Source organism: Meridianimarinicoccus marinus (assembly GCF_040689105.1).
In the GTDB taxonomy this organism is placed as follows: domain Bacteria; phylum Pseudomonadota; class Alphaproteobacteria; order Rhodobacterales; family Rhodobacteraceae; genus Meridianimarinicoccus; species Meridianimarinicoccus marinus.
This window is the reverse complement of record NZ_JBFBVU010000003.1, coordinates 61,780-86,404: the sequence shown is the minus strand read 5'-3', so window position 1 is coordinate 86,404 and position 24,625 is coordinate 61,780. Positions and strand designations below refer to the sequence as shown.

Genomic DNA, 24,625 nt, shown 5'->3' with positions numbered 1-24,625 from the left:
GTATGTCAGAAGTGGAGTAGTGATCTTGGACCGTTCAAGCGGCCTCAGGGCCGAATGGCTTGGAAACATTCGTGCGGATTTGCTGGCTGGGCTGGTCGTGGCGCTGGCGCTCATTCCCGAAGCCATCGCCTTTTCGATCATCGCCGGTGTCGACCCCAAAGTCGGGCTTTATGCGTCGTTCTCGATCGCGGTCATCACCGCCATCGTCGGCGGGCGTCCGGGCATGATTTCGGCGGCCACGGCGGCCACGGCGGTCCTGATGGTGACACTGGTGCGCGATCATGGGCTGGAGTACCTGCTGGCCGCGACCGTGCTGGCCGGATTGCTGCAGATCGGCGCCGGGATGCTGAAGCTGGGGTCGGTGATGCGCTTCGTCTCCCGATCCGTGATGACGGGCTTTGTCAACGCGCTTGCCATCCTTATTTTCCTCGCCCAAATGCCCGAACTGACGGGGGTGACCTGGATCACCTATGTCATGGTCGCGGCCGGTCTGGCGATCATCTACCTGTTTCCGCGCATCACGCGGGCCGTGCCCTCGCCGCTGGTCACCATTGTGGTTTTGACGCTGGTGTCGGTGGTGCTGGGGCTGGATGTGCGCACCGTCGGGGACATGGGCGCGCTGCCCGACACCCTGCCGGTGTTCCTGATCCCCGACATCCCGCTGAACTTCGAGACCCTGCAGATCATCTTCCCGGTGTCCGCCGCCATTGCTGTTGTAGGCCTGCTGGAAAGCCTGATGACGGCCTCGCTGGTGGATGATCTGACCGACACCAAAAGCGACAAGAACCGCGAGTGCATCGGGCAGGGCGTGGCCAATACAGCCACCGGGTTCATTGGCGGCATGGCGGGCTGCGCCATGATCGGCCAGTCGATGATCAACGTGAAATCCGGGGGCCGGGGCCGCCTGTCCTGCTTTGCCGCCGGGGTCTTCCTGCTGATCCTGATCGTGGGTCTGGGCGACCTGGTGCGCCAGATCCCGATGCCGGCGCTGGTGGCGATCATGATCATGGTGTCCATCGGGACGTTCTCGTGGTCCTCGATCAAGTCGCTGCGCGACCATCCGCGCAGCTCCTCCATCGTAATGTTGGCAACGGTGGTTACCACGGTCTTTACCCACAACCTGGCCATCGGTGTTCTGACCGGCGTGCTGCTGTCGGGGATCTTCTTTGCCGGCAAGATCGCGCAGATCTTCCGTGTCAGATCAACGCTTTCCGACGACGAGACCGAGCGCACCTACACGGTCGAAGGACAGGTGTTCTTCGCGTCGGCGGATGCCTTCACCAACTCGTTCGACTTCGGCGAAGCCTTGGAGCGTGTGGTCATCGACGTCTCGGGCGCACACATCTGGGACATCTCGTCGGTTGCGGCGCTGGATATGGTCGTGCTCAAGTTCCGTCGTGAAGGGGCCGAAGTGGACCTGCGCGGCATGAACCGGGCCAGCGAGACCATCGTCGACCAGCTGTCGGTCTTCGACAAGCCCGGCGCGATGGACAAGCTGTTGGAGCATTGAGGGACAAGATGGGCGAAATCATCGCGTTGGTGGACGGATCCACCTATTCCGAAAGCGTCTGCGACCATGCCGGATGGGCCGCGTCCCGACTGGGCGTGCCGGTCTCGGTGGCGCATATCCTGGGCCACCGGCAAGGCGTCAAGGCGGACCTCAGCGGTAATATCGGACTGGGCGCGCGCACCGCGCTGCTGGAGGAACTGGCCGAACTGGATCAGGCCAAGGCCAAGCTGGCGCAGCGCCGGGGCCGGGCCATCCTGGAAGACGCCAAGGCGCGGATCGAGGCGTTGGGCGTCGAAGAGGTGCATGCGCGCCTGCGCAACGGCGATCTGGTGGAAACCCTGCAGGATCTGGAAGCCAACGCTGCCCTCGTCATGATCGGCAAGCGCGGCGAGGCGGCGGATTTCGCCAAGCTGCACCTCGGCTCCAACCTGGAGCGGGTGGTGCGCGCGTCGGACAAGCCGGTGATGGTGTGTTCGCGGGCGTTCCAGCCGATCAACCGCGTTTTGATCGCCTTCGACGGTGATCCGGCCACCATGAAGGCCATCGACTACATTGCCGACAGCCCGCTGTTCGCCGGTCTGTCCCTGCATCTGCTGACCGTCGCCACGGCCTCGACCGAGATGCGGCGCAAGCATGAAGGGGCGGTGGCCCTGTTGCGCGGCAAGGGGTTCGAGGTCACCTCGGAGATCGTGCCGGGCGACGCCATCCAGGTGATCTCCGACAAGGTTTCCAACGGCGAGGCTGACCTGCTGGTGATGGGGGCCTACCGCCATTCGCGGATGCGGGCGCTGATCATCGGGTCGACCACGACCGAGATGATCCGCTCCTGCCAGATCCCGCTGCTGTTGTTCCGCTAAGCTCAGAAAGGGCGCGCCATGACCTATGTGTATCTCAAGGACGGCGACCCGGAAATCGACTCGATGCTGGCCTCGGTCTGCGAGACCGGCGGCGGCACGCGGCAGTTCACCGATCTGAGCCTCCGCCTGCGTGGCTATCCCGAGACCCGCCAGCGGGCCGAGGAAGCGGTGGCTACCGCCAAGCGCCCGCCGCGCAGCCCCCGGCACCGCAACGCCAAGATCTGGATCTACTCGGTCCAGTACAACCGGTTCCGTCACCATTTCGAAACCCACGAAGATTCGGTCGCGGTGGCCTGGAACGGCATCACCGGCACCCGGCGCGCCTTCATGGCCGCCGCCCGCGATGCCGGACGCCCGACCATCTATCTGGAACGCGCGCCGCTGCCCGGCCGGGTCACTGTGGATCCGGTGGGCATCAACCAGTTGAACGGTCTGCCGCGCGACGCCGGGTTCTACCGCGACTGGGCGGGCGCGGATCCGGACCGCACCGGGCCCGGCTGGCTGGCCCTGCGCGAGAAGCTGCAGGCCCGCGCCTCGGCCCGCGCGGATGTGGGTCAGGGCAATGGCGACACCGGGCTGGCGGGGCAGAAGTTCATCTTCTGTCCGTTGCAAGTGCCCGACGACACGCAGATCCGCCAGTTCAGCGGCTGGGTACGCGACATAGAGCATTTCATCGAATTGCTGACCGAGGCCGCCGCCGATCTGCCCGAGGGCTGGCACCTGCGGTTCAAGGAACACCCCAGTTCCAAGATCCCGCTGGGCGCAGCGCTGGAGCGAGCAAAGGCGGCCCAGCCCGACCGCGTGGTCATCGACAACCAGACCGACACGTTTTTCCAGGTCGACCGCTCGCAGGCGGTGATCACGCTGAACTCCTCGGTCGGGCTGCAGGCTTTCTACTTCGAAAAACCGGTGATCGTGCTGGGCGAGGCCTTCTTCCGCATTCCCGGCCTGGTTACGCCGGTGGATGATGCGCGCGCCTTGCACCGGGTCTTTGCCGAGGCCGATGCCGCCAGCTATGACAAAGCCTTGCGCAACGCCTTCATGAACTATCTGGGCCAAGTCTATTATCCCGAGCTTGAGACCGGTCCGGATGGCCATCCGAAGGTCAAGCCCGACCTGGTGCTGCCGAAGCTTCCGGCCACAGTCTGACGCGGCGTTTCTCAAGCCCCCTTTCCCATGGGGCGCAAAGCCTGTAACAGACGCGCGTTATGCAAGAAGGAGTAACCCGAAATGGGGTATAACGTCGTCGTCGCGGGCGCCACGGGCAATGTGGGCCGCGAAATGCTCAATATCCTCGCGGAACGTGGGTTCCCGGTGGACAAGATCGCAGCCCTTGCCTCGCGCAAGTCGCTGGGCACGGAAGTGAGCTTTGGCGACAAAACCCTCACGACCGAGGATCTGGACACCTTCGATTTCACCGGCTGGGACATCGCCCTGTTCGCCATCGGCTCGGACGCAACCAAGAAATACGCACCCAAGGCCGCGGCCACGGGCTGCGTGGTGATCGACAACAGCTCGCTCTACCGCTACGACCCGAAGGTGCCGCTGGTGGTTCCGGAAGTGAACCCCGAGGCGGTTCTGGGCTACAAGGCCAAGAACATCATCGCCAACCCGAACTGTTCGACCGCGCAGATGGTGGTGGCCCTGAAGCCGCTGCACGATCGCGCGCGGATCAAGCGGGTGGTGGTCAGCACCTACCAGTCGGTTTCAGGCTCCGGCAAGGAAGCCATCGACGAGCTGTGGGACCAGACCAAGGGCATGTATGTCCCCGGTCAGGAAGTTGCGCCGTCGGTCTATCCCAAGCAGATCGCCTTCAACGTGATCCCGCATATCGACGTGTTCCTTGAAGACGGCACGACCAAGGAAGAATGGAAGATGGTCGCCGAGACCAAGAAGATCGTCGATCCGGCGATCAAGGTCACCGCGACCTGCGTCCGGGTCCCGGTCTTTGTCGGCCATTCGGAATCGATCAACATCGAGTTCGAAGATCATCTAGACGAGGCCGAAGCCCGCGACATCCTGCGGGAAGCACCGGGCATCATGGTGATCGACAAGCGCGAGGCCGGGGGCTACATCACGCCGGTCGAATGCGTCGGTGACTATGCGACCTTCATCAGCCGCATCCGCCAGGACAGCACCATCGACAACGGTCTGAACCTGTGGTGCGTCAGCGACAACCTGCGCAAGGGCGCTGCCCTGAACGCCGTGCAAATTGCCGAAACGCTGGGCGCGCGCGTCCTGAAAAAGGGCTGACACCCGACATTGGCCTTGGCGCGCGGGCGCGCCGGGGCCGTTTGCATGGGGCCCGGCCCTAGTCGGGGCTGCCGGTTTCGACCATCCGCTTCAAACGCGCCAGACCCAGGTCAAGTTCGGCCGCGACCCAGTCATCCACCACAAGCCCGATCCATCGCGACACCGGATTGAACCCGGCATCGGTGGAAAACGACCAGGTGACCCTGGTGCCGCCCCCCTCCGATTCCAGCAGGAACGAGGCGGTCGCAAGATCCCAGTCGCCATACTCCACCGACCTGGCAACCCATTGGTTGTCGGTGATCGAGGTGATGACCTGCGCCCCATCCCCAAGGTTGGGATCATCCGAGATCCAACTCATCCGTGCGCCCACCCCAGAGGTCGGACCTTCAAACCGGATGCGCGCATCGGGATTGCGATCGATCCACGGCGACCATTCCGACACCGCCAGATGTGAATCCAGATGCGGAAAAATCTGGTCAGCCTGAGCATTGATTACAATGGATCGGCTGGCCTCGATCCGGTGCGGCAAGGCGAATGAGGCCAGAGCCAGCGTGGCAACCAGAGCGGCCAGCCCGGCGAGCGCGCGGATCATCCATGTCATCACCGGCCTCCTCGGGCGGGTCGGATCAGCGCCGGCTTGTTGCCGGATGATCCTGACCGGGCGCGGAAAGCCCCGCGCCCGATGGTCTTACAAGCTTACGAACTGGTGCGTGTCCGGATCCAGCATCTGCAGATCGCCATTGGCGATATTGACCCACATGCCATGCAGGGCCAGTTGGTCGGACTCGACCGCCTCACGGACGAAGGGAAAGGTCATCAGGTTTTCCAGCGAGACAATCACCGTCTGCTTTTCCAGAGCCGTCGTTTGTTCGCCCTTGTCGTCGATGTCCTTGATCCGGTCATAACCGGGCCGCAGGATGTCCAGCCAGCGGCCGACAAAGCTGGTGGGCTCGTCCAGTTCCGGCGCGTTGCCGCTGCACATTTCAAGGCACCCCGCCGCGCCGCCGCACAGCGAATGCCCCATGATCAGCAAGTTGGTGATCTTGAGGTTGCGCACCGCGTATTCCAGCGCCGCCGAGGTGCCGTGATGGTCCGTGTCCGGCGCATAGGGCGGCACAAGGTTGGCGATGTTGCGGTGCATGAAGAACTCGCCCGGCCCGGCACCGAAGACCGACGTCACATGCACCCGGCTGTCGCAGCAGGAGATCACCATGCAGCGCGGCCGCTGGCCTTCCTCCGCCAACCGGCGGTACCAGATCTTGTTTTCAGCGTGGTCGGTGGCCTTCCAGCCCTTGTACCGTTGCAGCAAATAGCCCGGGATGGGCCGGATGGTCAGCGGGTGCGTGAGCGCGGTGTTCTTTTCCATAAGTCTCGAAACTAGTGCGGAGTGAATTCAATTTCGAGGTACTTCGTGCTGGAAAAGCAAGGTTTTTTTGGCAGGTAGAGGGGTATGTGAAAAAACACCGGTGGGGGCCGGAACAGGGTGGGGTGTCGTGCGCTTGCATTTACGTTTTTCCGAGTCCGAGGATATGGATCCCGAAACTCTGGTGGCCTGCTTCAGTCGGGCGCGGGGCTGTTCGCGCGATCGGGCGGCGGTGGATCTGGTGGAATCTCTGGCAACCCGCATGGCGGGTCTTGCGCGGGCGCTTGCCGATGCCGACGTACAGGCGCTGGAGGACCATGCAAAACGGCTTCAGGCCACGGCCTCGGCGGCAGGGCTGCCCCGGTTGCAGCGGGCGGCGCGGGCGGCGGCGCATTGCGCGGCGGTGAAGGATCAGGTGGGCCTGGCGGCCACCGTGGGCCGCTGCCGTCGCCTGGGCGAAGCCACCATCACCCTTCTGTGGACCGCCGGCCAGGGGGCCGAGTGATCCGGCTTGCAGGTGCGCGCCAAGGGCGTAGGGTGCGGGGACCGGATGACAGGACAGGCTGCCCATGGAACTCGCATTTGCCCAAGACGCCGACACGGCGCGCCCTCTTCACCTTGTGGGACGCGACGATCTGGAAAGCTGGCTGGACGGACGGCCGGAGGCCACGCGCGCCTGGCTGACCGCGGTCGGCTTCACCGCTGAACTGGGGCAGGTGATGGCCCTGCCGGACGCCGATGGCGGATGCAGCGGCGCGGTTTTCGGCATGGGCACGCCGCAGGACCGCGCGCGAGGGCGGTTCTGGCTGGGCCGGGCACCAGCAGCGCTGCCCGCAGGCGACTGGACCCTTGAGGGTGCTCTGGACGCCGAGGAAGCCGCCGAGGCGGCGCTGGCCTGGTTGCTGGCGGGCTATCGCTTCACGCGCTATTCGGGCACCCCGGCAATCACGCCGCGCCTTGTTGTGCCCGAGGGCGTCGATGGCGGCAGCATTCAGGCCATCGCGGCGGGCGAGGCGCTGACCCGCGACCTGATCAACACGCCCGCGTCGGATATGGGTCCGGCCGAGCTTGAACAGGCCGCATTCGATGTGGCGGTCGAGTTCGGCGCGGCCATGTCCGTGACCACGGGTGACGATCTGCTGGAGGCCAATTTCCCGATGATCCATGCGGTCGGTCGCGCCTCGCCGCGCGCGCCGCGCCTGATCGACATGCGCTGGGGCAGCGACGGGCCCCGGCTGACGCTGGTCGGCAAGGGGGTCTGTTTCGACACCGGCGGGCTGAGCCTGAAGTCCGGTGCCTCGATGGGTCTGATGAAGAAGGACATGGGCGGCGCGGCGGGGGTGCTGGGCCTGGCCCGGATGATCATGGCGCTGGATCTGCCGGTGCGCTTGCGGGTGCTGATCCCGGCGGTGGAAAACGCCGTCAGCGGTGCGTCGTTCCGGCCGCAGGACATCCTGACCTCGCGCAAGGGTCTGACGGTCGAGATCAACAACACCGATGCCGAGGGCCGGCTGGTTCTTGCCGATGCGCTGGCGCTGGCGGACGAGGAAAAACCGGATCTGCTGATCTCGATGGCGACGTTGACGGGGGCCGCGCGGGTGGCGGTCGGCCCCGATATCGCGCCCTTCTTCACTCGCGACAATGCTGTTGCGGCAACCCTTGCGTCCGGCGCGGCGCAGGTGCGCGATCCGGTCTGGCGTCTGCCCCTGCATGACCCTTACGAGCCTATGATAGAACCGGGTGTGGCCGATCTGGACAACGCCCCCAAGGGCGGGTTTGCCGGGGCCACCACAGCCGCGCTGTTCCTGCACCGCTTTGTCGAAGACGCGCCGCGCTATGTGCATTTCGACATTTACGGCTGGCAGCCTGTGGCCGCGCCGTCGCGGCCCAAGGGCGGTGTCGGGCAGGGCACGCGGGCGGTGCTGGCGGCCCTGCCAAGCCTGCTTGACCTTCCCGCGTGATGGCGTAGGCAGGCGGTCAGAACAAGGAAGCCGTCATGACCCAGCCCGCCCGACCCGCGCTCAAGACCTTTCAGGTGGCGGTGCCCGTTGCCGATCTTCTGGACCGGCCCGGCGGCACCCGCAGCCGTCAGCTTCTGTATGGCGAGGCGGTGCAGCCGCTGGCCGAGGCCGACGGGCATATCCTGGTGCGGCGGGTGGCCGACGGCTATCGCGGCGCCATGCGGCCCGAGGATCTGAGCCAGCCGGTGGAGCCGACCCATCAGGTCATCACCCTGGCCACCCACCTGTACGCGGCGCCCGACTTCAAAGCGCCCGATGTGGCCAGCCTGTCCTTCGGTGCGCGGCTGACCCTGACCGGCACCGAGGGCAGCTTTGGACAAACCCACGAGGGGTTGTATGTGCCGATGGTGCATGTGGCCAAGGCGCATCTGCGGTTTTCCGACCCCGCCGGAATAGCCGAGCTGTTTCTGGGCACGCCGTATCTTTGGGGCGGCAACTCGCGGCTGGGGCTGGATTGCTCGGGTCTGGTGCAGGCGGCCTGTCTGGCCTGCGGCCTGTCCTGCCCCGGTGACAGCGGCGAGCAGGCGCGGACTGCCGGGCAGGCGGTGGCCGAGACCGAGCCGCTGCAACGCAACGATCTGCTGTTCTGGAAGGGCCATGTGGCGTTGGCGGTCAGCGACGATCGCCTGATCCACGCCAACGCGCATCACATGTCGGTGGTTTATGAGCCCGCCGAGGAAGCCGTGCGCCGGATTGCGGCGCAGGGCGACGGTCCGGTGACGGCGCGGCGGCGGCTGGCTGCCGCCGACTGAGTCGCGGTGCGCGGCTCAGACCGGGCGGATCAGCTTGCGTTCCAGCACCCGCAGAACCGTTTTCAGGTCATGCCCGCGCTTCAGGATCTGCCCGTCCATGCCGATCACCGCGTACATCCCCTGCCGGTTGCGCAGTTTAGGATGTTTCTCGATTCTATAGAGCGGGGTTTCGGCGGTGCGCCGGAAGACCGAGAACACCGCGTGGTCGCGCAGGCAGGAAATGCCGTAGTCGCGCCATTCTCCGGCGGCGACCATGCGCCCATAAAGTCCAAGGATCACGCCAAGTTCCGCGCGCTGGAAGGCCACCTGTTCGACCGGGGCGCGTGGGCCCGGAAACGGGGTCGGGGGAATCACGGTCATGCCTCAACTCTGGGGCCGGGACCGGGTGAAATCAAGCGCGGCCATGCTTAACCTTCCAGCTTTCCAAGTCTTTTGCCGCTTTTTGGGGCGAAGTTGGCTTGAATTCCCGGCACTAAATTCTGCGGGTGCGAGCGTTTGACGGTATAGTCGGACCGTGGCGCAGAAGCTGCCATTCTCCGGCACCGCCGGTTCATTGCCCCCATAGCGCGGCGGTGCCGGGGGCCTTGGCTCAGCCAAAGGCCCCCTGGCAGAACCAGCCCCCCGAGCGGGCGCTGCCATGGGCATAGAACAGCCACAGCCGCGCCCCGTCCTCCGTCACCACGTCCCAGTAATCGCGCACGCCGCTGCGCCAGGCCGGATCGTCCAGCCACCATTCCGGCGCGATGCGTTCGGGGCCGCGGGTGTGCACCGGGGTCAGGCTGCGGCGGCGCCAGCGGAACGGGCCGGTCAGGCGCGGCGCGTCGGGGGCGGTCACCGGTTCGGGCCGCCAGATCATCACCGGGCGTGGGGTCGGCGCGCGGGGCCAGTCGCCCGCCGGTTCCGACCATGCGGCGGCCAGCACATGGGCGGTCTTTTCCGGGATATGGCTGTCGGCGGGATGCAGGCGGGTGATCGCCTCCATGCCGACGCGGGCGCCCAGCCGGCCGATCAGGTCGTCCAGCACCGGGCCGGCATCGCGGCGGGTGGTGGCGGCGCGGGCGGCGTCCAGATGGCCCTTGTGCTGGCGGGCATGGACCGCTTCGGTGCGCGGCGCGCTCAGCCGCAGCCGGTCGATGCCCGGCCCGGCGTCGATCTGGTCCAGCTTCAGCGCCAGCAGCGGGCGGATGCGGTCGGGATCCGCCGAGGGGCGGGCGAGGCCGACCTCGATCTCCTGCACCTCGCGGTCGCAGCGTTCGGCCTGAAGCCGCACCAGCCGCGCGCCCAGCCCCGCCGTGCGCAGCTTGTCGCACAAGGGCGGCAGCAACCGGTCGATCCCGGCCAGCAGGTCGTCCTCAAGCCCGATGGGGTCGGGCAGGCCCAGCCGCAGGGCAAAGCGCGGGGCGGGCTTGGCGGGCGAGACCGGCTCGGGTTCCACCCCCATGGCCTGATCCAGCCGCCGCACCAGGTGCCGCCCGAGCCGCCGCGCCAGTCCGGCGCGCGGCTGGCCCGCCAGATCGCCGATGCGGCGCAGGCCCAGCCGGGCCAGGGCGGCGGTGTCCTCGGCACTCAGGCGCAGGGCGGCCACCGGCAGCGGGTCCAGCGCGGCACGGGTGCGGCCGGGCGGTGCGATGCGTCCGGCGGGGGTGTCCGGGGTGGGCAGGCCGGGCGGTGCCCCGCCGCGTTCCCAATGCCGCCGCCGGGCCGCGCGCGAGCGGGTGGCGCGGGCCTCCTGGTCGATGGCATCGCCCGACCGGACCGGATCGGCGGCCTGTCCGGCAAAGCGTGCCAGCGCCCAGGCCGCGCCCACGGTGTCGGCCAGCCCGGCGCGCACGGTCAGCCCCAGGTCGGCGCAATCGGCCTCCACCTGCCGCATCAGCGGCGCCTCGCCGCCGAACAGATGGGCGCAGCCGGTCAGGTCGATCAGCAGGGCGGCGGGCGGCTCTTCGGCGACCCAGGGTGAAAACCGCCCGGCCCAGCGGCGCAGCGCCGCCAGCAGCGCCGCATCGGCGCGGGTGTTTTCCGAGCGGGTCACAAGGTCGGGATACATCGCCAGTGCATCGCGCAGCGGCTGGCCCGCGCGCAGCCCGGCGGCCTCGGCCGCGGCCGAGAGGCTGGACAGCACCTGCGCGCCGCCGCGATCGGCAACGACGGCCAGGGGCCGTTCCAGCACGTCACGATCCTGACGCAGCAGCCGTTCGGCCCCCAGGCGTGGGAACCACAAAGAGAGAACACGACGATTCGGCATTATTGTGGCAGCAATAATGTTCCTGTTATGTTCTTACTATGACCAAAGCGCGGACAGAGTCGAGTCCAAGCCGCTTTTCGGGACTGTCTCGGGGCCGTGGCTCAGCCGCAGAAGATGCGGCTGACGGTGCCCTTGGGGGATTCGGTAAAGGTCAGCCGGCTGCCGTCGAAATCGCGCGGCACGAAGCTGTCGGCGGCCAGAACCCGCACCTGCAGGGGGGTATTCAGGCTGTCGACCACCTCGATCGGTTCGCCCTTCAGCGCGTCGTACAGGGTGGCTTCGCAGACCTGCGACGCGGGGACCGCGCCCTGCGCGCTATCATAGCTGGGGTCGCAAGCGGCGAGCGCCAGCAGGGACAGGCCGGGAAAGAGAATCGAAATGGTGACGCGCATGGCAAGCCTCGTTTTGCACGGTAACCTGCCGTCACCAATGCTTCTGCGCAAGCCATGGGGCAGGAGATCGTTGTAATGCTGTGTCTTTTGGAACAGTCTTCTGCGCAAACACAGCAGGGAGTTTCACATGCGTACACGTGCCGCCGTCGCCGTCGAAGCCGGAAAGCCGCTTGAAGTCATGGACGTGAACCTTGAAGGCCCGAAGGCCGGAGAAGTTCTGGTCGAGATCAAGGCCACCGGCATTTGCCACACCGATGAGTTCACCCTGTCGGGCGCCGATCCCGAGGGGCTGTTCCCGGCGATCCTGGGCCATGAGGGCGCGGGCGTGGTGCTGGAGGTCGGCCCCGGTGTGACCTCGCTGAAGCCGGGCGATCACGTGATCCCACTGTACACGCCCGAGTGCCGCGAGTGTGACTATTGCCTCAATCCCAAGACCAACCTGTGCCAGTCGATCCGCTCGACGCAAGGGCAGGGGCTGATGCCCGACGGCACCTCGCGGTTCTCGATGCTGGATGGCACGCCGATCCTGCATTACATGGGCTGTTCGACCTTCGCCAATCACACGGTGCTGCCCGAGATCGCGCTGGCCAAGGTGCGCAAGGACGCCCCCTTCGACAAGATCTGCTACATCGGCTGCGGCGTGACCACCGGCATCGGCGCGGTCATCAACACCGCCAAGGTGGAAATCGGCAGCCGCGCCATCGTTTTCGGGCTGGGCGGCATCGGGCTGAATGTCCTTCAGGGGCTGCGGCTGGCCGGGGCCGACCAGATCGTCGGTGTCGATCTGAACGACGACAAGAAACCCATGGCCGAGCGGTTCGGCATGACCGATTTCGTCAATCCGAGCACAGTCGAGGGCGATCTGGTGGGCCATCTGGTCGAGCTGACCGGCGGCGGGGCCGATTACACCTTCGATGCCACCGGCAACGTGGGCGTGATGCGCACGGCGCTGGAATCGGCGCACAAGGGTTGGGGCGAAAGCGTCATCATCGGCGTGGCGCCTGCCGGGGCCGAAATTTCCACGCGCCCGTTCCAGCTGGTCACCGGCCGTGTCTGGCGCGGCACCGCCTTCGGCGGGGCGCGGGGCCGGACGGATGTGCCGAAGATCGTCGACTGGTACATGCAGGGCAAGATCGAGATCGACCCGATGATCACCCACACCATGGGGCTTGAGGACATCAACAAGGGCTTCCATTTGATGCACGCGGGTGAATCGATCCGCTCGGTCGTGGTCTACTGATCCCGGCAGCGGGCGAAGGGGCGGCAGGGTGACCGGCGGCGGGGGCAAGGCAGGGCGGCTGAAGGACCGGCTGCGCGCGCTCTATACCGGGTCCACCGCCAGGGCGCACAAGTTCCGCTACGGGCTGCTGATCTTCGATCTGGTGACCATCGCCTTCGTGATCGCCACCTCGTTCAGCCATCACGGGCCGGTGGTGGAATCCATCGATGCGGTGTTCGGGGTGGTGATCCTGGCCGATTTCCTGGCGCGGCTGTTCATCAGCCCTCAGCCGCTGCGGTTCATGCTGCGGCCGATGACCTGGGTGGACATCGTCTCGATCGCCTCGTTCCTGGCGCCGCTGGCGGGTGAGGGGCTGGGCTTTCTGCGGGTGCTGCGCACCTTGCGGCTGTTGCGCACCTATCAGTTGCTTGGGCGGCTGCGGGTGGATTTCCCGGTGTTCCGCAAGCACGAAGAGGTCATCGTCGCGGCGATCAACCTGGTGGTGTTCATGTTCGTCATGACCGGGCTGGTTTATGCCACGCAGTTCCAGACCAACCCGCAGATCGGCAATTACGCCGACGCGCTGTATTTCACCGTCACCGCGCTGACCACCACCGGGTTCGGCGACATCACCTTGCAGGGAACGGTCGGGCGGCTGATCTCGGTGGTGGTGATGATCTTCGGGGTGACGCTGTTCCTGCGGCTGGCGCAGGTGCTGTTCCGGCCCAGCAAGGTGCGCGAGCCCTGCAAGACCTGCGGGCTGGTGCTGCACGACGCCGACGCGGTGCATTGCAAGCATTGCGGCGCGGTGATCCATATCGAGACAGAGGGGCAGGAATGAGCCTGAAGATACGCCCGGCGACCCCCGCCGATGCCGAGGCCCTGTGGGCGATCCTGAAGCCGGCCTTCCGGGCGGGCGACACCTATACGGTGGCGGCGGATATCCCGCGCGCCGAGGCGCTTGCCTTCTGGACCGCGCCGGAAAAGAGCGTATATGTGGCCGAACTGCCGTCCAGCGTGGTGGGCACCTTCTATGTGAAGGCCAACCAGGGCGGTGGCGGCGCGCATGTGTGCAACGCGGGATTCGTGGTGCATCCGCAGGCGCGCGGACAGGGTGTGGCCGGGGCGATGCTGGCGCACTCTCAAACTGTTGCGCGGAAGATGGGCTTTCGCGCCATGCAATTCAATTTCGTGGTCACGACAAATGCCGGGGCCATCGCGATCTGGGCGCGGGACGGGTTTGACACCGTCGGCCGCTTGCCGGGCGCATTCCGTCACCCGGTCCACGGCTATGTGGACGCGCTGGTGATGTACAAACAACTGGTGGAAACCTGATGCCTGAGACTGGAACCAAACTGCTGGCCGTGCTGATCGATGCCGACAACGTGCCCGCCAGCTATGCCGAGGCGATCTTCGAAGAGATCGCCAGTTTCGGCGAATCCTCGATCCGGCGGATCTATGGCGATTTTTCGCGTGACGGGCTGAAAGGCTGGCAGAAGAAGCTGGCGCATCTGGCGATCGTGCCGATCCAGTCGCCGGCCAACACGCGCGGCAAGAACAGTTCGGACATCGCGCTGGTGATCGATGCCATGGACATCCTGCACACAGGCCGGTTCGACGGTTTCGTGCTGGTGTCCTCGGACAGCGATTTCACCCGGCTGGCCAGCCGCATCCGCGAACAGGGGATCGACGTCTACGGCATGGGCGAACAGAAAACCCCCGAAGCCTTCCGCCGCGCCTGCAAGCGCTTCATCTATGTGGAGAACCTGACCTCGGGCGAGGCCGAACCGGCGGCGCCGGGGATCGCGACGCCGGCGGCCAAGAAGCTGAAGCCGATGGATGCGCGGGCGCTGATCTATCGCGCGATGGAGGCCATCGACCAGGACGACGACTGGTATTCGCTGGGCCAGGTCGGCCAGCACATCACCGCCGCCAATCCGGATTTCGACCCGCGAAACTATGGCAAGAAGAAGCTGAGCGATCTTCTGGCCGATCTGAAGATGTTCGAAATGCGCCGGGGCGCGGGCAACCAGTTCGAGGTACGCTGCCTGGATTGAGCCGCGGGACGCCTCCGGCGGGAGTATTTTCGCCAAGAAAAAGAGGCAGGCCTCAGGCGCGGGGGGCGTAGCGAGCCAGGAAGGTGTCCACCGCGCCGCTGACGATCCGCGTGACCTCATCGGGCCGGATGTCGTCGGTCAGGTTGAACACCCGGCGGTAGAACAGATCGGCGCGGCAGAGTTCGACGAACTGATCGGCGGCGAGGCGGCAATCGTCGATCTGAAGCGTGCCGCGGGCGGTGGCCGCCTGAAGGTAGTCGGTCAGATGCTGGCGGGCGACCTCGGGGCCGCTTCTATAGAAGGTGCGGCCCAGTTCCGGGAATCGTTCGGCTTCGGCCACGCAGATGCGGAACACCTTGAGGCCGAAGTCCGACAGGGTGAAATCGGTGATCCGGCGGGCCATGGCGGTCAGGGTTTCGCGTGGGTCGTTGCCATGGGCGGCCAGCGACGTGGCGGCCTCGGCCTGGCGCAGGCATTCCATTCGCGCCACTTCCATGAACAGCAGGCGCTTGTCGCGAAAGTAGCTGTAGAGCGTGGCTTTCGACACGCCCGCAGCGCGGGCGATGCTGTCGACGCTGGCACCTTCGAACCCTTCCTTCAGGAAGACCTCGCGGGCGCCGGCCACGACCTGATCGAATTTCCGGCCCCGTTTGATCGGGGGGTCCTGCTTGTTCAAGATATGTGCACTCCCACGCTGCGTGTCATTTTAAACTGATCGGTTCAATCGCCGCAACCAGAGTGCTGGTCAGGGCCGGGGCCGCATGCTACCGAAATCCCATGTTGGCAGTTTTTCTTCAGACTCTTCCGTTCTTTGCCATGATCGGGCTGGGCTATGCGGCGGCGCGGGGCGGCATGTTCGGGCCGGAGGCGACTTCGGCGCTGACCAAGTTCGTTTTCTACTTTGCGCTGTCGGCGATGCTGTTCCGGTTTTCCGCGGATCTGGATCTGTGGGCGGTGCTGGATTGGGACATCGTGTCGAGCTATCTGCTGGCTTGTCTGGCGGTCTATCTGCTGGCCACGCTGGTGGCGTTGGCGCGGCGGCGGGGGATGCAGGAAGCCGCGGTCGAGGCGCAGGTCGCGGTCATCGGCAACACCGGGTTCCTGGGCATCCCGATGCTGGTGATGCTGCTGGGCGAGGCTGCCATCGGCCCGCTGCTGCTGATCCTGTCGGTGGATCTGATCGTGTTTTCCTCGTTGATCGTCATCCTGATCACCCTGGCCCGCGACGGGCGGATGCGGCCATCGGCGCTGCGGTCGGTGGGGCTGGGGCTGGTGCGCAACCCGATGATCGTGTCGATCAGCGCCGGGCTGGCCTGGTCGGCCTCGGGCTGGACGCTGCCGGCACCGGCCATGTCCTTCGTGGTGATCCTGGGGGCGGCGGCGACGCCGGGGGCGCTGTTTGCCATCGGCGCGTCGCTGGCGGACAAATCGGCGGAACGGATCGAGGTCGCGATCTGGCTGTCGTTCTGCAAGCTGGTGCTGCATCCGGCGGCGGTGGCCTTCACCATGCTGGTGCTGATCCCGGTGGAGCCTTTCGCGGCCACCGTTGTGATCTCGGCCTCGGCGCTGCCGGTGGCGGGCAACGTCTATATACTGGCGCAGCACTATGGGGTGGCACCGCAGCGGGTATCGGCCTCGATCCTGATCTCGACGCTGGTCAGCGTGGTGACCGTGCCCATGGTGATCGCCTGGCTGTCCGGCGGCTGAGGCTTGCCCGAAGCACCCCGGCGCGGTAGCCGTTTGAGCAGACAAGCAGAAGGATCGCCGCCGATGAAAACCCTCTCCGAGAACCGCGTCTTCGATGGTGTGCAGGGCGTCTATGTCCATCCGTCGGTGACCTGCGGCTGCGAGATGACCTTCGCGCTGTACCTGCCGCCGGAAGCCGCGCACAGCAAGGTGCCGCTGCTGTGGTACCTGTCGGGGCTGACCTGCACCCATGAAAACGCCATGACCAAGGCGGGCATGCAGAAATACGCCGCCGAACTGGGCATGGCGGTGTGTTTTCCCGACACCTCGCCGCGCGGCGCGGATGTCGCCGATGACAAGGCGTTCGATCTGGGGCAGGGCGCGGGCTTTTACGTCGATGCCAGCCAGGCGCCCTGGGACCCGCATTTCCGCATGTGGTCCTATGTGACCGGCGAATTGCCCCGGCTGATCGGGGATCATTTCCCGGTCGAGATGGACCGCCAGTCGATCACCGGCCATTCCATGGGCGGTCACGGGGCGCTGACCGTGGCCATGCGGCAGGCGGAGCGGTTTGCCTCGGTGTCGGCCTTCGCGCCGATTGCCAATCCGGTGGCCTCGGACTGGGGCCGCAAGCAGTTCACCGCCTATCTGGGCAATGACGAAGCCGATTGGGCGGCGCATGATTCCAGCCTGCTGATGCGCGACCACGGCTTCGACGGGCCGGTGCTGATCGACCAGGGCACCAGCGACCAGTTTCTGGACCTGCTGCGCCCCGAGACTTTGGCCGAGGCCATGGCCGCGCGGCGGCAGGACGGGGTGTTCCGCTTCCAGAAGGGCTATGACCACAGCTATTTCTTCATGGCGACCTTCATGGAGGCGCATATGGCCTTCCATGCGGATGCGCTGGACCTGTGACGCTTTACATCGACGCAGATGCCTGCCCGGTGAAAGCCGAAGCCGAACGGGTGGCCACGCGCCACCGGGTCGAGATGGTGCTGGTCTGCAACGGCGGGCTGCGCCCCTCGGCCAATCCGCTGGTGCGCCATGTCTTCGTCGAAGACGGCCCGGACAAGGCCGATATGTGGATTGCCGAGAATTGCGGCGCCGGCGACGTGGTGGTGACCTCGGACCTGCCGCTGGCGGACAAATGCCTGAAGGCCGGGGCGCGGGTCTTGCAACACAACGGCGCGGCGCTGAGCCTGGCCAATATCGGCGCGCGGCTGGCGACACGGGACCTGATGGCGGATCTGCGCGCCTCGGACCCGTTTCTTCAGGGCAGCGGGCGCGGGTTTTCCAAAGCCGACCGGTCACGGTTTCTTCAGGCGCTGGACACGGCATTGACGGCGGCAAAACGAGGGTAGGGGTATGAGTATCGACGCGGTGATCTTCGACATCGGCAATGTGCTGATCGAATGGCAGCCCGAGACCTACTACGACCGGGTGGTGGGCGCGGAACGGCGCAAGGCCATGTTCGCTGCCGTCGACCTGCACGGCATGAACGACGAGGTCGATCGCGGCGGCGATTTCCGCCAGACGATCTATGACACGGCCGAGAAATACCCGGCATTTCGCGATGAAATTCGCATGTGGCACGACAACTGGCTGGATCTGGCGCAGCCGCGCATCGAAGGCTCCATCGCTCTGCTGCGGGAATTGCGTGCGGCGGGGGTGCCGGTCTTTGCGCTGACCAATTTCGGGATCGGGTCGTTCGAACTGGCGCGCACGCGGTACGAGTTTCTGGATGAATTCGACCGTCGCTATATCTCGGGGCATATGGGGGTCATCAAGCCCGATGCCGGGATCTATGCGCAGGTCGAGGCCGATTGCGGCATTGCGCCCGAGCGGCTGCTGTTCACCGACGACCGCATCGACAACATTCGTGCCGCACAGGCGCGCGGCTGGCAGACCCATCTGTTCGACGGGGTCGCGGGCTGGCACGCGGCCTTGCGGGCGCATGGGTTGCCGGTGTCCGGCGGCTGACGGCCTGTCCGATCAGGCGGCGCGGGGGACCGCTTGCCAGGGCCGTTCGCGGATCGGCAGGTGAACGATGGCGCTGAAGGCGCCGACCCCGACGCCGACCCACCAGACGACCTCGTACCCGCCCGTGAGGTCGTACAGCTTGCCGCCCAGCCAGACCCCCATGAACGAGCCCAACTGGTGCGAGAAGAAGATCACGCCGTACAGCGTGCCCATGTAGCGCAGCCCGTAGATGTGGGCGACCAGCCCCGAGGTCAGGGGCACGGTTGCCAGCCACAGCGCCCCCATCAGCCCCGAAAAGATCAATACCGAGGCCGGGGTGACCGGGGTCAGGATGAACCATGCCGCGATCAGCGTGCGCCCGAGATAGATCCAGGCCAGCAGGTATTTCTTGGAATAGCGTTTCCCGGCCCAGCCCGCCGCCAGCGTGCCCGCGATATTGGCCAGCCCGATGACCGATATCGCCACCGCGCCCAGGGCCGAGGTGGTGGTGATCCCCATGCCCGCCAGCAGGCCGCCGGGGTCGATGGGTCCGCACAACTCGGTTACGAAGGCCGGGAAATGAGCGGTGATGAAGGACAACTGATAGCCGCAGGAAAAGAACCCCAGGAAGATCAGCGTATAGGTCGGATCGCGGAAGGCCCGGTTCAGGATCGTGCCCATGGACTCTTCCAGTTCCGTCCGGCTGATGGTGGGCGCCTTCATCATCGGCAGCACCGCCAGCGAGGCCAGCACCACCACCGCGAAGACCAAAAAGACCTCCTGCCAGGACAGGAAGCCCAGAAGCCATTGCGCCACCGGGGGGCCGAAGACCTGCCCGGCCGAACCCGCCGCCGTGGCGATGGCCAGCGACATGGAGCGGTTTTCGTCCGAACTGGCCCGGCCCACCACCGCCAGGATGACCCCGAAGCCGGTGCCGGCGATGCCGAAGCCCACCAGGATCTCCAGCATCTGATGCGCCTCGGGCGTCACCGCGAAGGATGACAGCACCAGCCCGGCGGCATAGACCAGCGCGCCCAGGATGATCGCCTTGCGGTCGGTCATCTTCTCGGCCAGCGCGCCGAAGATCGGCTGGCCGAAGCCCCAGGCGAGGTTCTGGATCGCGATGGCCAGCGAGAATTCCGCACGCGGCCAGTTGAACTCGGTCGCGATGGGGATCTGGAACACGCCAAAGGCCGCGCGGATGGCAAAGCTGATCATCAGGATCAGGCAGCCGGCGACAAGGACGGGGGAAATCAGGCGAGGCTGGGACATCGGCGGCTCCTTCCCGCCGACATTTGCCGCGCGGGCGAGCGTCGGTCAAATCAAAGCTTGTGATGGGGGTGATCAGCGGGCGGGCCGGGCGCCGGGTCAGCCGCGCAGGCGCAGCACCAGATCGCGGTCCTCGCGGCGCAGGCGCAGGTCCCAGCCGGTGGCCCGCTGCGACAGCAGCCGCGCCAGTTGTGCGGGGTCGGTCACCGGGGTGCCGTTGACGCCGGTGATGATGTCGCCGGGGCGCAGGCCGCTGCGTTGGGCCGGGCCGCGTGCCGCGACCACCACGGCGCCGCGCGCCTCAAGCCCGAGATTCAGGTCTTCCAGCAACCGCGGCGTCAGTTCGGCCACGGTCAGGCCGTTGAACGGGGTGCGCGCGGTGATGGTCTGGGGCGGGGAGGAGGGCGAGTCGGGGGCGATCTCAAGCCCGATCTCGACCGTCAGCGCGCTGCCCTTGCGATGCACCTGCGCGGTCACTGTGCTGCCCGGTCCGCGCACGGCCAGCCGGTAGTCCAGTTCCACCGGCGCATCGGTCGGCAGCCCGTCCAGCGCCATCAGGATATCGCCGGGCTGCACCCCGGCGCGGGCAAAGGGGCTTTGGTCGTGCAACCGCGTGACCAGCAGCCCGCGCGGCACCGGCTGGCCCAGGGCTTCGGCCAGCGCGCTGTCCACCGGCTGCAATTCCATCCCGGCCCAAGGCCGCGCGAACTGCGTGGCCCCGGCCTGCGCCTGCGTCACATATTGCTGCACCAGGTTGGCCGGAATGGCGAAGCCGATGCCGTTCGAGCCGCCCGAGCGGGTCAGGATCGCCGTGTTGAGGCCGATCAGCAGCCCGGCCATATCCACCAGCGCCCCGCCCGAGTTGCCGGGGTTGATCGGCGCATCGGTCTGCAGGAAATAGCTGTCGCGCAACCCCGGCACGCCGCCCGACCGGGCCAGCCCCGAAACGATGCCGCTGGACACGGTCTGGCCGACGCCGAAGGGGTTGCCGATGGCCAGAACCAGGTCGCCGACCTCGGCCGCGTCGGAATCGCCGAAGGTCAGGGCGGGCAGGCCGGCGGCCCCTTGCAGCCGGATGATGGCCACATCCGATTCGGGGTCCGACAACAGGATCTCGCCGTCGAATTCGCGCCGGTCCGACAGCACCACGCGGATCTCGGTGGCGTCGCCGACGACGTGGTGATTCGACACGACCAGCCCGTCGGGCGAGACGATGACGCCCGAGCCTAGGGAGTTCTGCACTCGCGGCACGCTGCGGCTGTAGGGCGTGAAGAACTGCGAGAAGAACGGATCGTCGGCAAAGGGGCTGACCCGCTGTGCCACCACGCGCTTGGCATAGATGTTGACCACCGCCGGAGCCGCCGCCTTGACCACCGGCGCAAAAGACAGCTGCATCTGCGCCTGCGAGACAGGCACATCCGTATCAGCATGGGCGCGCTGGGTCTGCGGGATCGCCAGAACAAGGCTCAGGGCAAGGGTGGACAGCAGGCGGCGCATGGGCAAGGGCTCTCGTCTTGGGTGCCCCTCAGATAGGAAAAACCGTCCCGGCGATTCAAGGGCCAACCTGGGGCCAGGGCGCGCCCGCGCCGCGCCGCAGGCGCGGCGCCCGACCCAACCCCTGGCAGGCCGCAAGGCCGAAGGGGGCGGGAGGGTCCCCTTTCCCGTTTCGCCGGCCCTGCGCGCATCGGGACAGTTTTCTTTGTCCGCAACAGCCGCTAGGCCTTTGCCATGACCGAGCTGCGCTACATCTATGCCACCCGTGCCGACGAGGGCACCATCCGTCCTGACCCGGCACAGGAGGCCGTGCTGCCGGAATTCGAACGTATCCGCACCGCGTTGCAGGCTCCGCCGCCCAAGCGCGGGCTGTTCGGGTTGGGCGGTGCCAAGCCCGAAAAGATCAAGGGGCTGTACCTGTGGGGCGGGGTGGGTCGGGGAAAATCCTTTCTGATGGACCTGTTCGTGACCCATGTGGCCGTGCCCAAGCGCCGGGTGCATTTCCACGCCTTCATGCAGGAGATCCACGCCGGCATGGCCGAGGCCCGCAAGCGCGGGGTCGAGGATGCGCTGGCGCCCGTCGCCGACAAAGTGGCCGCCGAGGTGCGCCTGCTGGCCTTCGACGAGATGCAGATTTCCGACATCACCGACGCGATGCTGGTGGGCCGCCTGTTCGAACGGCTGTTCGCCGCTGGCGTGGTGATCGTGACCACCTCGAACCGCCACCCGGACGAGTTGTACAAGAACGGGTTGAACCGGCAGCTGTTTCTGCCGTTCATCGAGGAAATCAAGAAACACCTGGAAATCTGGGAACTGGTCAGCCCGACCGACTATCGCCAGGACCGACTGTCGGGCGAACAGGTCTATTTCCACCCGGCCAACGAAGCGGCCCGCAGCGCCATCGACAGGATCTGGCAGGACATGACCGGCGCGCCCATCGAGCGCATCCGCGCCGCCCGCACCGAGGCCGCCGCCGCCGGGCTGGCGCGCGGCACCTATGCCGCGCAGGCCGCCGGGCTGGTGCTGACCGTCAAGGGACGGCAGGTGGTGCTGCCGCGCTTTCGCAACGGCGTGGCGCGGGCCAGCTTTTGGGATCTTTGCGGCGCCATGCTGGGCCCGGCCGATTACCTTGCGGTGGCCGACGCGGTACGGGTTCTGATCCTGGAAGACGTGCCACGCCTTGATTCCTCGAAGTTCAACGAGGCCAAGCGTTTTGTCACCCTGATCGACGCGCTTTACGAGGCCGGCGTCAAGCTGGTGATGAGCGCGGCGGAAGAGCCGGAGCGCCTGTATCTGGAAGGTTCGGGTTCGTTCGAATTTGAGCGCACCGCCAGCCGACTGCGGGAAATGCAGTCTGCGGACTGGGGCCAATCAACAACACACTGAAAATAAACACTTGTCAGAAACCCATTGTTAAGCAAGGGTACAACCTGAAAGTGTATTTAGGTGTTTGTTAACGAGTAACCGGGTGCCCCCTGCCCATGTTCGCCGATTTTCGGTGAACTGGCAGGGGTGTGCACCCCGGCGCTTTTGCCCCGCCTTCCAGCCCAGCTCCGGCATGACCGGCACCCTTGCCGAATTCACCCGGCGTGAACAGCCGCGCTACCACCTTGTCATCGGCGCCGGGGACGGCTAGCAGGCTGGGGAGCAGACGACAGGGGCCTTCGATGGACGATCTTCGGGACAAGTATCTTTCCGCCATTGCCGATGCGGCAGACGAATCCGCGCTGGAAACGCTGCGGGTTCAGGCCGTGGGCAAGAAGGGCGAGATCAATCTGAAGATGCGCGAGCTGGGCAAGATGACCGCCGAGGAGCGGCAGGTCGCGGGCCCGAAGCTGAACGCACTGAAGGATGAGATCAACTCGGCTCTGGCGGCGCGCAAGGCGGCGCTGGCCGATGTGGCGCTGGACGCCCGCCTGCGCGACGAATGGCTGGATGTGACCCTGCCGGGGCGTGCTGCCGGGCGGCCGATGGGCAGCGTGCATCCGATCAGCCAGGTGACCGAGGAAATCAGCGCCATCTTCGCCGACCTGGGCTTTGCCGTGGCCGAAGGGCCGCAGATCGAAAGCGACTGGTACAATTTCGACGCGCTCAACATCCCGCCCCACCACCCCGCGCGGCAGGAGTTCGACACCTTTTACATGCACCGCGACGCAGGCGACAATCGCCCGCCGCATGTGCTGCGGACCCATACCTCGCCGGTGCAGATCCGGGCGATGGAAAAGACCGGCGCGCCGATCCGGGTGATCGCGCCGGGCCGGGTGTACCGGTCGGACTATGACCAGACCCACACGCCGATGTTCCACCAGATCGAAGGTCTGGCCATCGACAGGGACATCTCGATGGCGCATCTGAAATGGGTGCTGGAGGAATTCTTCGCCGCCTTCTTCGAGATCGATGGCATCAAGACCCGCTTCCGGGCCAGCCATTTCCCCTTCACCGAACCCTCGGCCGAGGTCGACATCCAGTGTTCCTGGGTCGATGGCCAGTTGCGCATCGGCGAAGGCGACGGCTGGATGGAGGTTCTGGGCTCGGGCATGGTGCATCCGCATGTGCTGAAATCCGCGGGCGTGGATCCCGACCAGTGGCAGGGCTTTGCCTTCGGCTTGGGGATCGACCGTCTGGCGATGCTGAAATACGGCATCCCCGATCTGCGCGCCTTCTTTGACAGCGATCTGCGCTGGCTGCGCCACTACGGGTTCAGCGCGCTGGACCGGCCGACCCTGCACGGGGGCCTCAGCCAGTGATACACGACGGCCTTGATCTGGAACATCGCATCTTGCAGCGCATTCTGGATTGGCATGCCGAGACCGATCGCCCCGAGGGCGGGCTGTCGCTGTTCTGGTCCGACGCGCCCGGTTTCTTCGACCTGGCCGCCGCTCCCGGCGAAGATGCCGACCGCTGCTGGCACCGGTTGCAGGACACCCTGCGCGCGATGTTGCAAAAGCGGCTGATCGCCGGAACTGTAACGGTGATGGAGGTGCGCGACCTGCAGGTCGGCCCACGCGGCGTGCTGGTGCTGAAGGAACTTGAAATCACCGCGCTGAACAATCGCAAGCGGTTGCTCGAGGTCGAGCAGACGGAACTGCGCGCCGCCCAGAAGGCCGCCCACGACGAACGCGACGCGGTGTTCCGCGGCAAGCAGGAGTTGGTGCAGGCCCAGAAATCGCTGGCCGAGGTGCAGGGCCGCCTGCGCGACCTGCGTGACGATCTGGATGCGGGCCGCGATGCCCTGCGGGCCGAGCAGGATGCGCTGGCCGTCGAACGCGACAAGGTGTCCCGCGCTCTGGACGAGGAACGGGCGCATTTCGAACGCCTGCTGGCCGAACGTCAGGCCGAGGCCGCCGCCGAGCAGCGCGCCGCCGGCCGTTGGCGCACCGCCGGGCTGTTGTCGCTGCTGGCCGGCGGGCTGGCAGCCCTTCTGGCCGTCAGCCAGTCGGGCCTGATCTGACCGGCGCTGCCGCTGCCCTCCGACGCGTGCGCCGGTGGCCAGCGGTACACCCCCCCACTCATCCCGCCTGCGCTTCACATCCGCCCCTGCCTGCGGT

Annotated in this window: 26 protein-coding genes; 18 read left to right on the top strand and 8 right to left on the bottom strand. The window is 66.3% G+C overall.

The features are described from left to right. Window positions 1-25: 25 nt before the first annotated feature. The 4 genes from AB0T83_RS03870 (at window position 26) to AB0T83_RS03855 (ending at window position 4,620) form a co-directional block, all read left to right on the top strand. Entirely contained in the window at window positions 26-1,510 is a 1,485-nt protein-coding gene (locus AB0T83_RS03870) for a SulP family inorganic anion transporter (protein WP_366191728.1), read from the top strand. A gap of 8 nt (window positions 1,511-1,518) precedes the next feature. Beyond that, the gene (locus AB0T83_RS03865; RefSeq protein ID WP_366191727.1) at window positions 1,519-2,367 is read left to right on the top strand and encodes a universal stress protein; all 849 of its coding nucleotides are present in this window, start codon (window positions 1,519-1,521) and stop codon (window positions 2,365-2,367) included. An 18-nt stretch (window positions 2,368-2,385) separates the two neighbouring features. After that, window positions 2,386-3,516 carry a capsular polysaccharide export protein, LipB/KpsS family gene (locus tag AB0T83_RS03860; protein WP_366191726.1) on the top strand — a complete coding sequence of 377 codons (1,131 nt, stop codon included), beginning with the start codon at window positions 2,386-2,388 and terminating at the stop codon, window positions 3,514-3,516. An 81-nt stretch (window positions 3,517-3,597) separates the two neighbouring features. Beyond that, entirely contained in the window at window positions 3,598-4,620 is a 1,023-nt protein-coding gene (locus AB0T83_RS03855) for an aspartate-semialdehyde dehydrogenase (RefSeq protein WP_366191724.1), read from the top strand. 58 nt (window positions 4,621-4,678) lie between these two features. Here AB0T83_RS03855 and AB0T83_RS03850 read toward each other — a convergent pair whose 3' ends face one another. Continuing rightward, window positions 4,679-5,221 carry an SRPBCC family protein gene (locus tag AB0T83_RS03850; protein ID WP_366191722.1) on the bottom strand — a complete coding sequence of 181 codons (543 nt, stop codon included), beginning with the start codon at window positions 5,219-5,221 and terminating at the stop codon, window positions 4,679-4,681. A gap of 87 nt (window positions 5,222-5,308) precedes the next feature. Continuing rightward, entirely contained in the window at window positions 5,309-5,986 is a 678-nt protein-coding gene (locus AB0T83_RS03845; protein ID WP_366191720.1) for a carbonic anhydrase, read from the bottom strand. A gap of 163 nt (window positions 5,987-6,149) precedes the next feature. Between AB0T83_RS03845 and AB0T83_RS03840 the strand changes: the two genes are divergently transcribed. The 3 genes from AB0T83_RS03840 to AB0T83_RS03830 all read left to right on the top strand — a co-directional run bounded on the left by AB0T83_RS03840 (window position 6,150) and on the right by AB0T83_RS03830 (window position 8,756). Continuing rightward, window positions 6,150-6,488 (top strand): hypothetical protein, encoded by a 339-nt coding sequence (locus tag AB0T83_RS03840; RefSeq protein WP_366191718.1) that lies wholly within the window; start codon window positions 6,150-6,152, stop codon window positions 6,486-6,488. A 64-nt stretch (window positions 6,489-6,552) separates the two neighbouring features. Then, the gene (locus tag AB0T83_RS03835; protein ID WP_366191717.1) at window positions 6,553-7,944 is read left to right on the top strand and encodes a leucyl aminopeptidase family protein; all 1,392 of its coding nucleotides are present in this window, start codon (window positions 6,553-6,555) and stop codon (window positions 7,942-7,944) included. Window positions 7,945-7,979: 35 nt separating this feature from the next. Continuing rightward, window positions 7,980-8,756, top strand: coding sequence for a C40 family peptidase (locus AB0T83_RS03830; RefSeq protein WP_366191715.1), 777 nt, complete (start codon window positions 7,980-7,982; stop codon window positions 8,754-8,756). A 15-nt stretch (window positions 8,757-8,771) separates the two neighbouring features. Here the strand turns inward: AB0T83_RS03830 and AB0T83_RS03825 are convergent, their stop codons facing one another. The 3 genes from AB0T83_RS03825 to AB0T83_RS03815 form a co-directional block, all read right to left on the bottom strand. Continuing rightward, window positions 8,772-9,116: a DUF2794 domain-containing protein gene (locus AB0T83_RS03825; protein ID WP_193140427.1), complete on the bottom strand. Its 345-nt coding sequence runs from the start codon at window positions 9,114-9,116 to the stop codon at window positions 8,772-8,774. A gap of 229 nt (window positions 9,117-9,345) precedes the next feature. Next, window positions 9,346-11,001, bottom strand: coding sequence for a Y-family DNA polymerase (locus AB0T83_RS03820; RefSeq protein WP_366191713.1), 1,656 nt, complete (start codon window positions 10,999-11,001; stop codon window positions 9,346-9,348). A 101-nt stretch (window positions 11,002-11,102) separates the two neighbouring features. After that, window positions 11,103-11,393, bottom strand: a complete 291-nt coding sequence (locus AB0T83_RS03815) for a hypothetical protein (protein WP_366191711.1) — start codon at window positions 11,391-11,393, stop codon at window positions 11,103-11,105. 127 nt (window positions 11,394-11,520) lie between these two features. Here AB0T83_RS03815 and AB0T83_RS03810 point away from each other — a divergent pair, with 127 nt between their 5' ends. Genes AB0T83_RS03810 through AB0T83_RS03795 form a run of 4 tightly spaced genes read left to right on the top strand, consistent with a single transcriptional unit; the run spans window position 11,521 to window position 14,669 of the window. Then, window positions 11,521-12,633: an S-(hydroxymethyl)glutathione dehydrogenase/class III alcohol dehydrogenase gene (locus AB0T83_RS03810; protein ID WP_366191709.1), complete on the top strand. Its 1,113-nt coding sequence runs from the start codon at window positions 11,521-11,523 to the stop codon at window positions 12,631-12,633. A gap of 28 nt (window positions 12,634-12,661) precedes the next feature. Continuing rightward, entirely contained in the window at window positions 12,662-13,453 is a 792-nt protein-coding gene (locus AB0T83_RS03805) for a potassium channel family protein (protein WP_435891138.1), read from the top strand. Continuing rightward, window positions 13,450-13,947 carry a GNAT family N-acetyltransferase gene (locus AB0T83_RS03800; RefSeq protein ID WP_366191707.1) on the top strand — a complete coding sequence of 166 codons (498 nt, stop codon included), beginning with the start codon at window positions 13,450-13,452 and terminating at the stop codon, window positions 13,945-13,947. Before AB0T83_RS03805 ends, AB0T83_RS03800 begins: the two co-directional genes overlap by 4 nt. After that, window positions 13,947-14,669 carry an NYN domain-containing protein gene (locus AB0T83_RS03795; protein WP_366191705.1) on the top strand — a complete coding sequence of 241 codons (723 nt, stop codon included), beginning with the start codon at window positions 13,947-13,949 and terminating at the stop codon, window positions 14,667-14,669. The genes AB0T83_RS03800 and AB0T83_RS03795 overlap by 1 nt, the downstream gene beginning before the upstream one ends. A gap of 52 nt (window positions 14,670-14,721) precedes the next feature. Here AB0T83_RS03795 and AB0T83_RS03790 read toward each other — a convergent pair whose 3' ends face one another. Then, window positions 14,722-15,345 (bottom strand): TetR/AcrR family transcriptional regulator, encoded by a 624-nt coding sequence (locus AB0T83_RS03790; protein ID WP_366191703.1) that lies wholly within the window; start codon window positions 15,343-15,345, stop codon window positions 14,722-14,724. A gap of 101 nt (window positions 15,346-15,446) precedes the next feature. On the opposite strand from AB0T83_RS03790, the gene AB0T83_RS03785 reads away from it, so the two are divergent. The 4 genes from AB0T83_RS03785 (at window position 15,447) to AB0T83_RS03770 (ending at window position 18,335) form a co-directional block, all read left to right on the top strand. Continuing rightward, window positions 15,447-16,376, top strand: coding sequence for an AEC family transporter (locus tag AB0T83_RS03785; protein ID WP_366191701.1), 930 nt, complete (start codon window positions 15,447-15,449; stop codon window positions 16,374-16,376). 63 nt (window positions 16,377-16,439) lie between these two features. After that, entirely contained in the window at window positions 16,440-17,270 is an 831-nt protein-coding gene (gene fghA, locus AB0T83_RS03780; protein ID WP_366191699.1) for an S-formylglutathione hydrolase, read from the top strand. Then, complete coding sequence (locus tag AB0T83_RS03775) at window positions 17,267-17,716, top strand: YaiI/YqxD family protein (protein ID WP_366191697.1); 450 nt, start codon at window positions 17,267-17,269, stop codon at window positions 17,714-17,716. The genes fghA and AB0T83_RS03775 overlap by 4 nt, the downstream gene beginning before the upstream one ends. Window positions 17,717-17,720: 4 nt before the next feature. Continuing rightward, entirely contained in the window at window positions 17,721-18,335 is a 615-nt protein-coding gene (locus AB0T83_RS03770; RefSeq protein ID WP_366191695.1) for an HAD family hydrolase, read from the top strand. 12 nt (window positions 18,336-18,347) lie between these two features. Here AB0T83_RS03770 and AB0T83_RS03765 read toward each other — a convergent pair whose 3' ends face one another. Together AB0T83_RS03765 and AB0T83_RS03760 are read right to left on the bottom strand one after the other, a co-directional pair. Then, complete coding sequence (locus tag AB0T83_RS03765) at window positions 18,348-19,586, bottom strand: MFS transporter (RefSeq protein WP_366191693.1); 1,239 nt, start codon at window positions 19,584-19,586, stop codon at window positions 18,348-18,350. A 96-nt stretch (window positions 19,587-19,682) separates the two neighbouring features. Beyond that, window positions 19,683-21,080 carry a trypsin-like peptidase domain-containing protein gene (locus AB0T83_RS03760; protein ID WP_366191691.1) on the bottom strand — a complete coding sequence of 466 codons (1,398 nt, stop codon included), beginning with the start codon at window positions 21,078-21,080 and terminating at the stop codon, window positions 19,683-19,685. A gap of 231 nt (window positions 21,081-21,311) precedes the next feature. Here AB0T83_RS03760 and zapE point away from each other — a divergent pair, with 231 nt between their 5' ends. From zapE to AB0T83_RS03745, 3 genes are all read left to right on the top strand, one after another. Then, window positions 21,312-22,463 (top strand): cell division protein ZapE, encoded by a 1,152-nt coding sequence (gene zapE / locus AB0T83_RS03755; RefSeq protein WP_366191690.1) that lies wholly within the window; start codon window positions 21,312-21,314, stop codon window positions 22,461-22,463. 281 nt (window positions 22,464-22,744) lie between these two features. Next, on the top strand, window positions 22,745-23,824 hold the full coding sequence (pheS, locus tag AB0T83_RS03750; RefSeq protein ID WP_366191688.1) for a phenylalanine--tRNA ligase subunit alpha: 1,080 nt from the start codon (window positions 22,745-22,747) through the stop codon (window positions 23,822-23,824). Window positions 23,825-23,856: 32 nt separating this feature from the next. Next, window positions 23,857-24,528 carry a hypothetical protein gene (locus AB0T83_RS03745; RefSeq protein WP_366191687.1) on the top strand — a complete coding sequence of 224 codons (672 nt, stop codon included), beginning with the start codon at window positions 23,857-23,859 and terminating at the stop codon, window positions 24,526-24,528. The last annotated feature ends 97 nt before the right edge of the window (window positions 24,529-24,625 follow it).

What these genes read in the sequence shown, in the direction of transcription:
- AB0T83_RS03795 (WP_366191705.1), top strand. Translation starts at nt 13,947, where the DNA reads ATGCCTGAGACTGGAACCAAACTGCTGGCCGTGCTGATCGATGCCGAC.
- AB0T83_RS03810 (WP_366191709.1), top strand. Translation starts at nt 11,521, where the DNA reads ATGCGTACACGTGCCGCCGTCGCCGTCGAAGCCGGAAAGCCGCTTGAA.
- AB0T83_RS03815 (WP_366191711.1), bottom strand. Translation starts at nt 11,393, where the DNA reads ATGCGCGTCACCATTTCGATTCTCTTTCCCGGCCTGTCCCTGCTGGCG.
- AB0T83_RS03845 (WP_366191720.1), bottom strand. Translation starts at nt 5,986, where the DNA reads ATGGAAAAGAACACCGCGCTCACGCACCCGCTGACCATCCGGCCCATC.
- AB0T83_RS03820 (WP_366191713.1), bottom strand. Translation starts at nt 11,001, where the DNA reads ATGCCGAATCGTCGTGTTCTCTCTTTGTGGTTCCCACGCCTGGGGGCC.
- AB0T83_RS03850 (WP_366191722.1), bottom strand. Translation starts at nt 5,221, where the DNA reads ATGACATGGATGATCCGCGCGCTCGCCGGGCTGGCCGCTCTGGTTGCC.
- AB0T83_RS03760 (WP_366191691.1), bottom strand. Translation starts at nt 21,080, where the DNA reads ATGCGCCGCCTGCTGTCCACCCTTGCCCTGAGCCTTGTTCTGGCGATC.
- AB0T83_RS03785 (WP_366191701.1), top strand. Translation starts at nt 15,447, where the DNA reads ATGTTGGCAGTTTTTCTTCAGACTCTTCCGTTCTTTGCCATGATCGGG.
- AB0T83_RS03835 (WP_366191717.1), top strand. Translation starts at nt 6,553, where the DNA reads ATGGAACTCGCATTTGCCCAAGACGCCGACACGGCGCGCCCTCTTCAC.
- AB0T83_RS03855 (WP_366191724.1), top strand. Translation starts at nt 3,598, where the DNA reads ATGGGGTATAACGTCGTCGTCGCGGGCGCCACGGGCAATGTGGGCCGC.
- pheS (WP_366191688.1), top strand. Translation starts at nt 22,745, where the DNA reads ATGGACGATCTTCGGGACAAGTATCTTTCCGCCATTGCCGATGCGGCA.
- AB0T83_RS03825 (WP_193140427.1), bottom strand. Translation starts at nt 9,116, where the DNA reads ATGACCGTGATTCCCCCGACCCCGTTTCCGGGCCCACGCGCCCCGGTC.
- AB0T83_RS03840 (WP_366191718.1), top strand. Translation starts at nt 6,150, where the DNA reads ATGGATCCCGAAACTCTGGTGGCCTGCTTCAGTCGGGCGCGGGGCTGT.
- AB0T83_RS03800 (WP_366191707.1), top strand. Translation starts at nt 13,450, where the DNA reads ATGAGCCTGAAGATACGCCCGGCGACCCCCGCCGATGCCGAGGCCCTG.
- AB0T83_RS03830 (WP_366191715.1), top strand. Translation starts at nt 7,980, where the DNA reads ATGACCCAGCCCGCCCGACCCGCGCTCAAGACCTTTCAGGTGGCGGTG.
- AB0T83_RS03860 (WP_366191726.1), top strand. Translation starts at nt 2,386, where the DNA reads ATGACCTATGTGTATCTCAAGGACGGCGACCCGGAAATCGACTCGATG.
- fghA (WP_366191699.1), top strand. Translation starts at nt 16,440, where the DNA reads ATGAAAACCCTCTCCGAGAACCGCGTCTTCGATGGTGTGCAGGGCGTC.
- zapE (WP_366191690.1), top strand. Translation starts at nt 21,312, where the DNA reads ATGACCGAGCTGCGCTACATCTATGCCACCCGTGCCGACGAGGGCACC.
- AB0T83_RS03770 (WP_366191695.1), top strand. Translation starts at nt 17,721, where the DNA reads ATGAGTATCGACGCGGTGATCTTCGACATCGGCAATGTGCTGATCGAA.
- AB0T83_RS03765 (WP_366191693.1), bottom strand. Translation starts at nt 19,586, where the DNA reads ATGTCCCAGCCTCGCCTGATTTCCCCCGTCCTTGTCGCCGGCTGCCTG.
- AB0T83_RS03865 (WP_366191727.1), top strand. Translation starts at nt 1,519, where the DNA reads ATGGGCGAAATCATCGCGTTGGTGGACGGATCCACCTATTCCGAAAGC.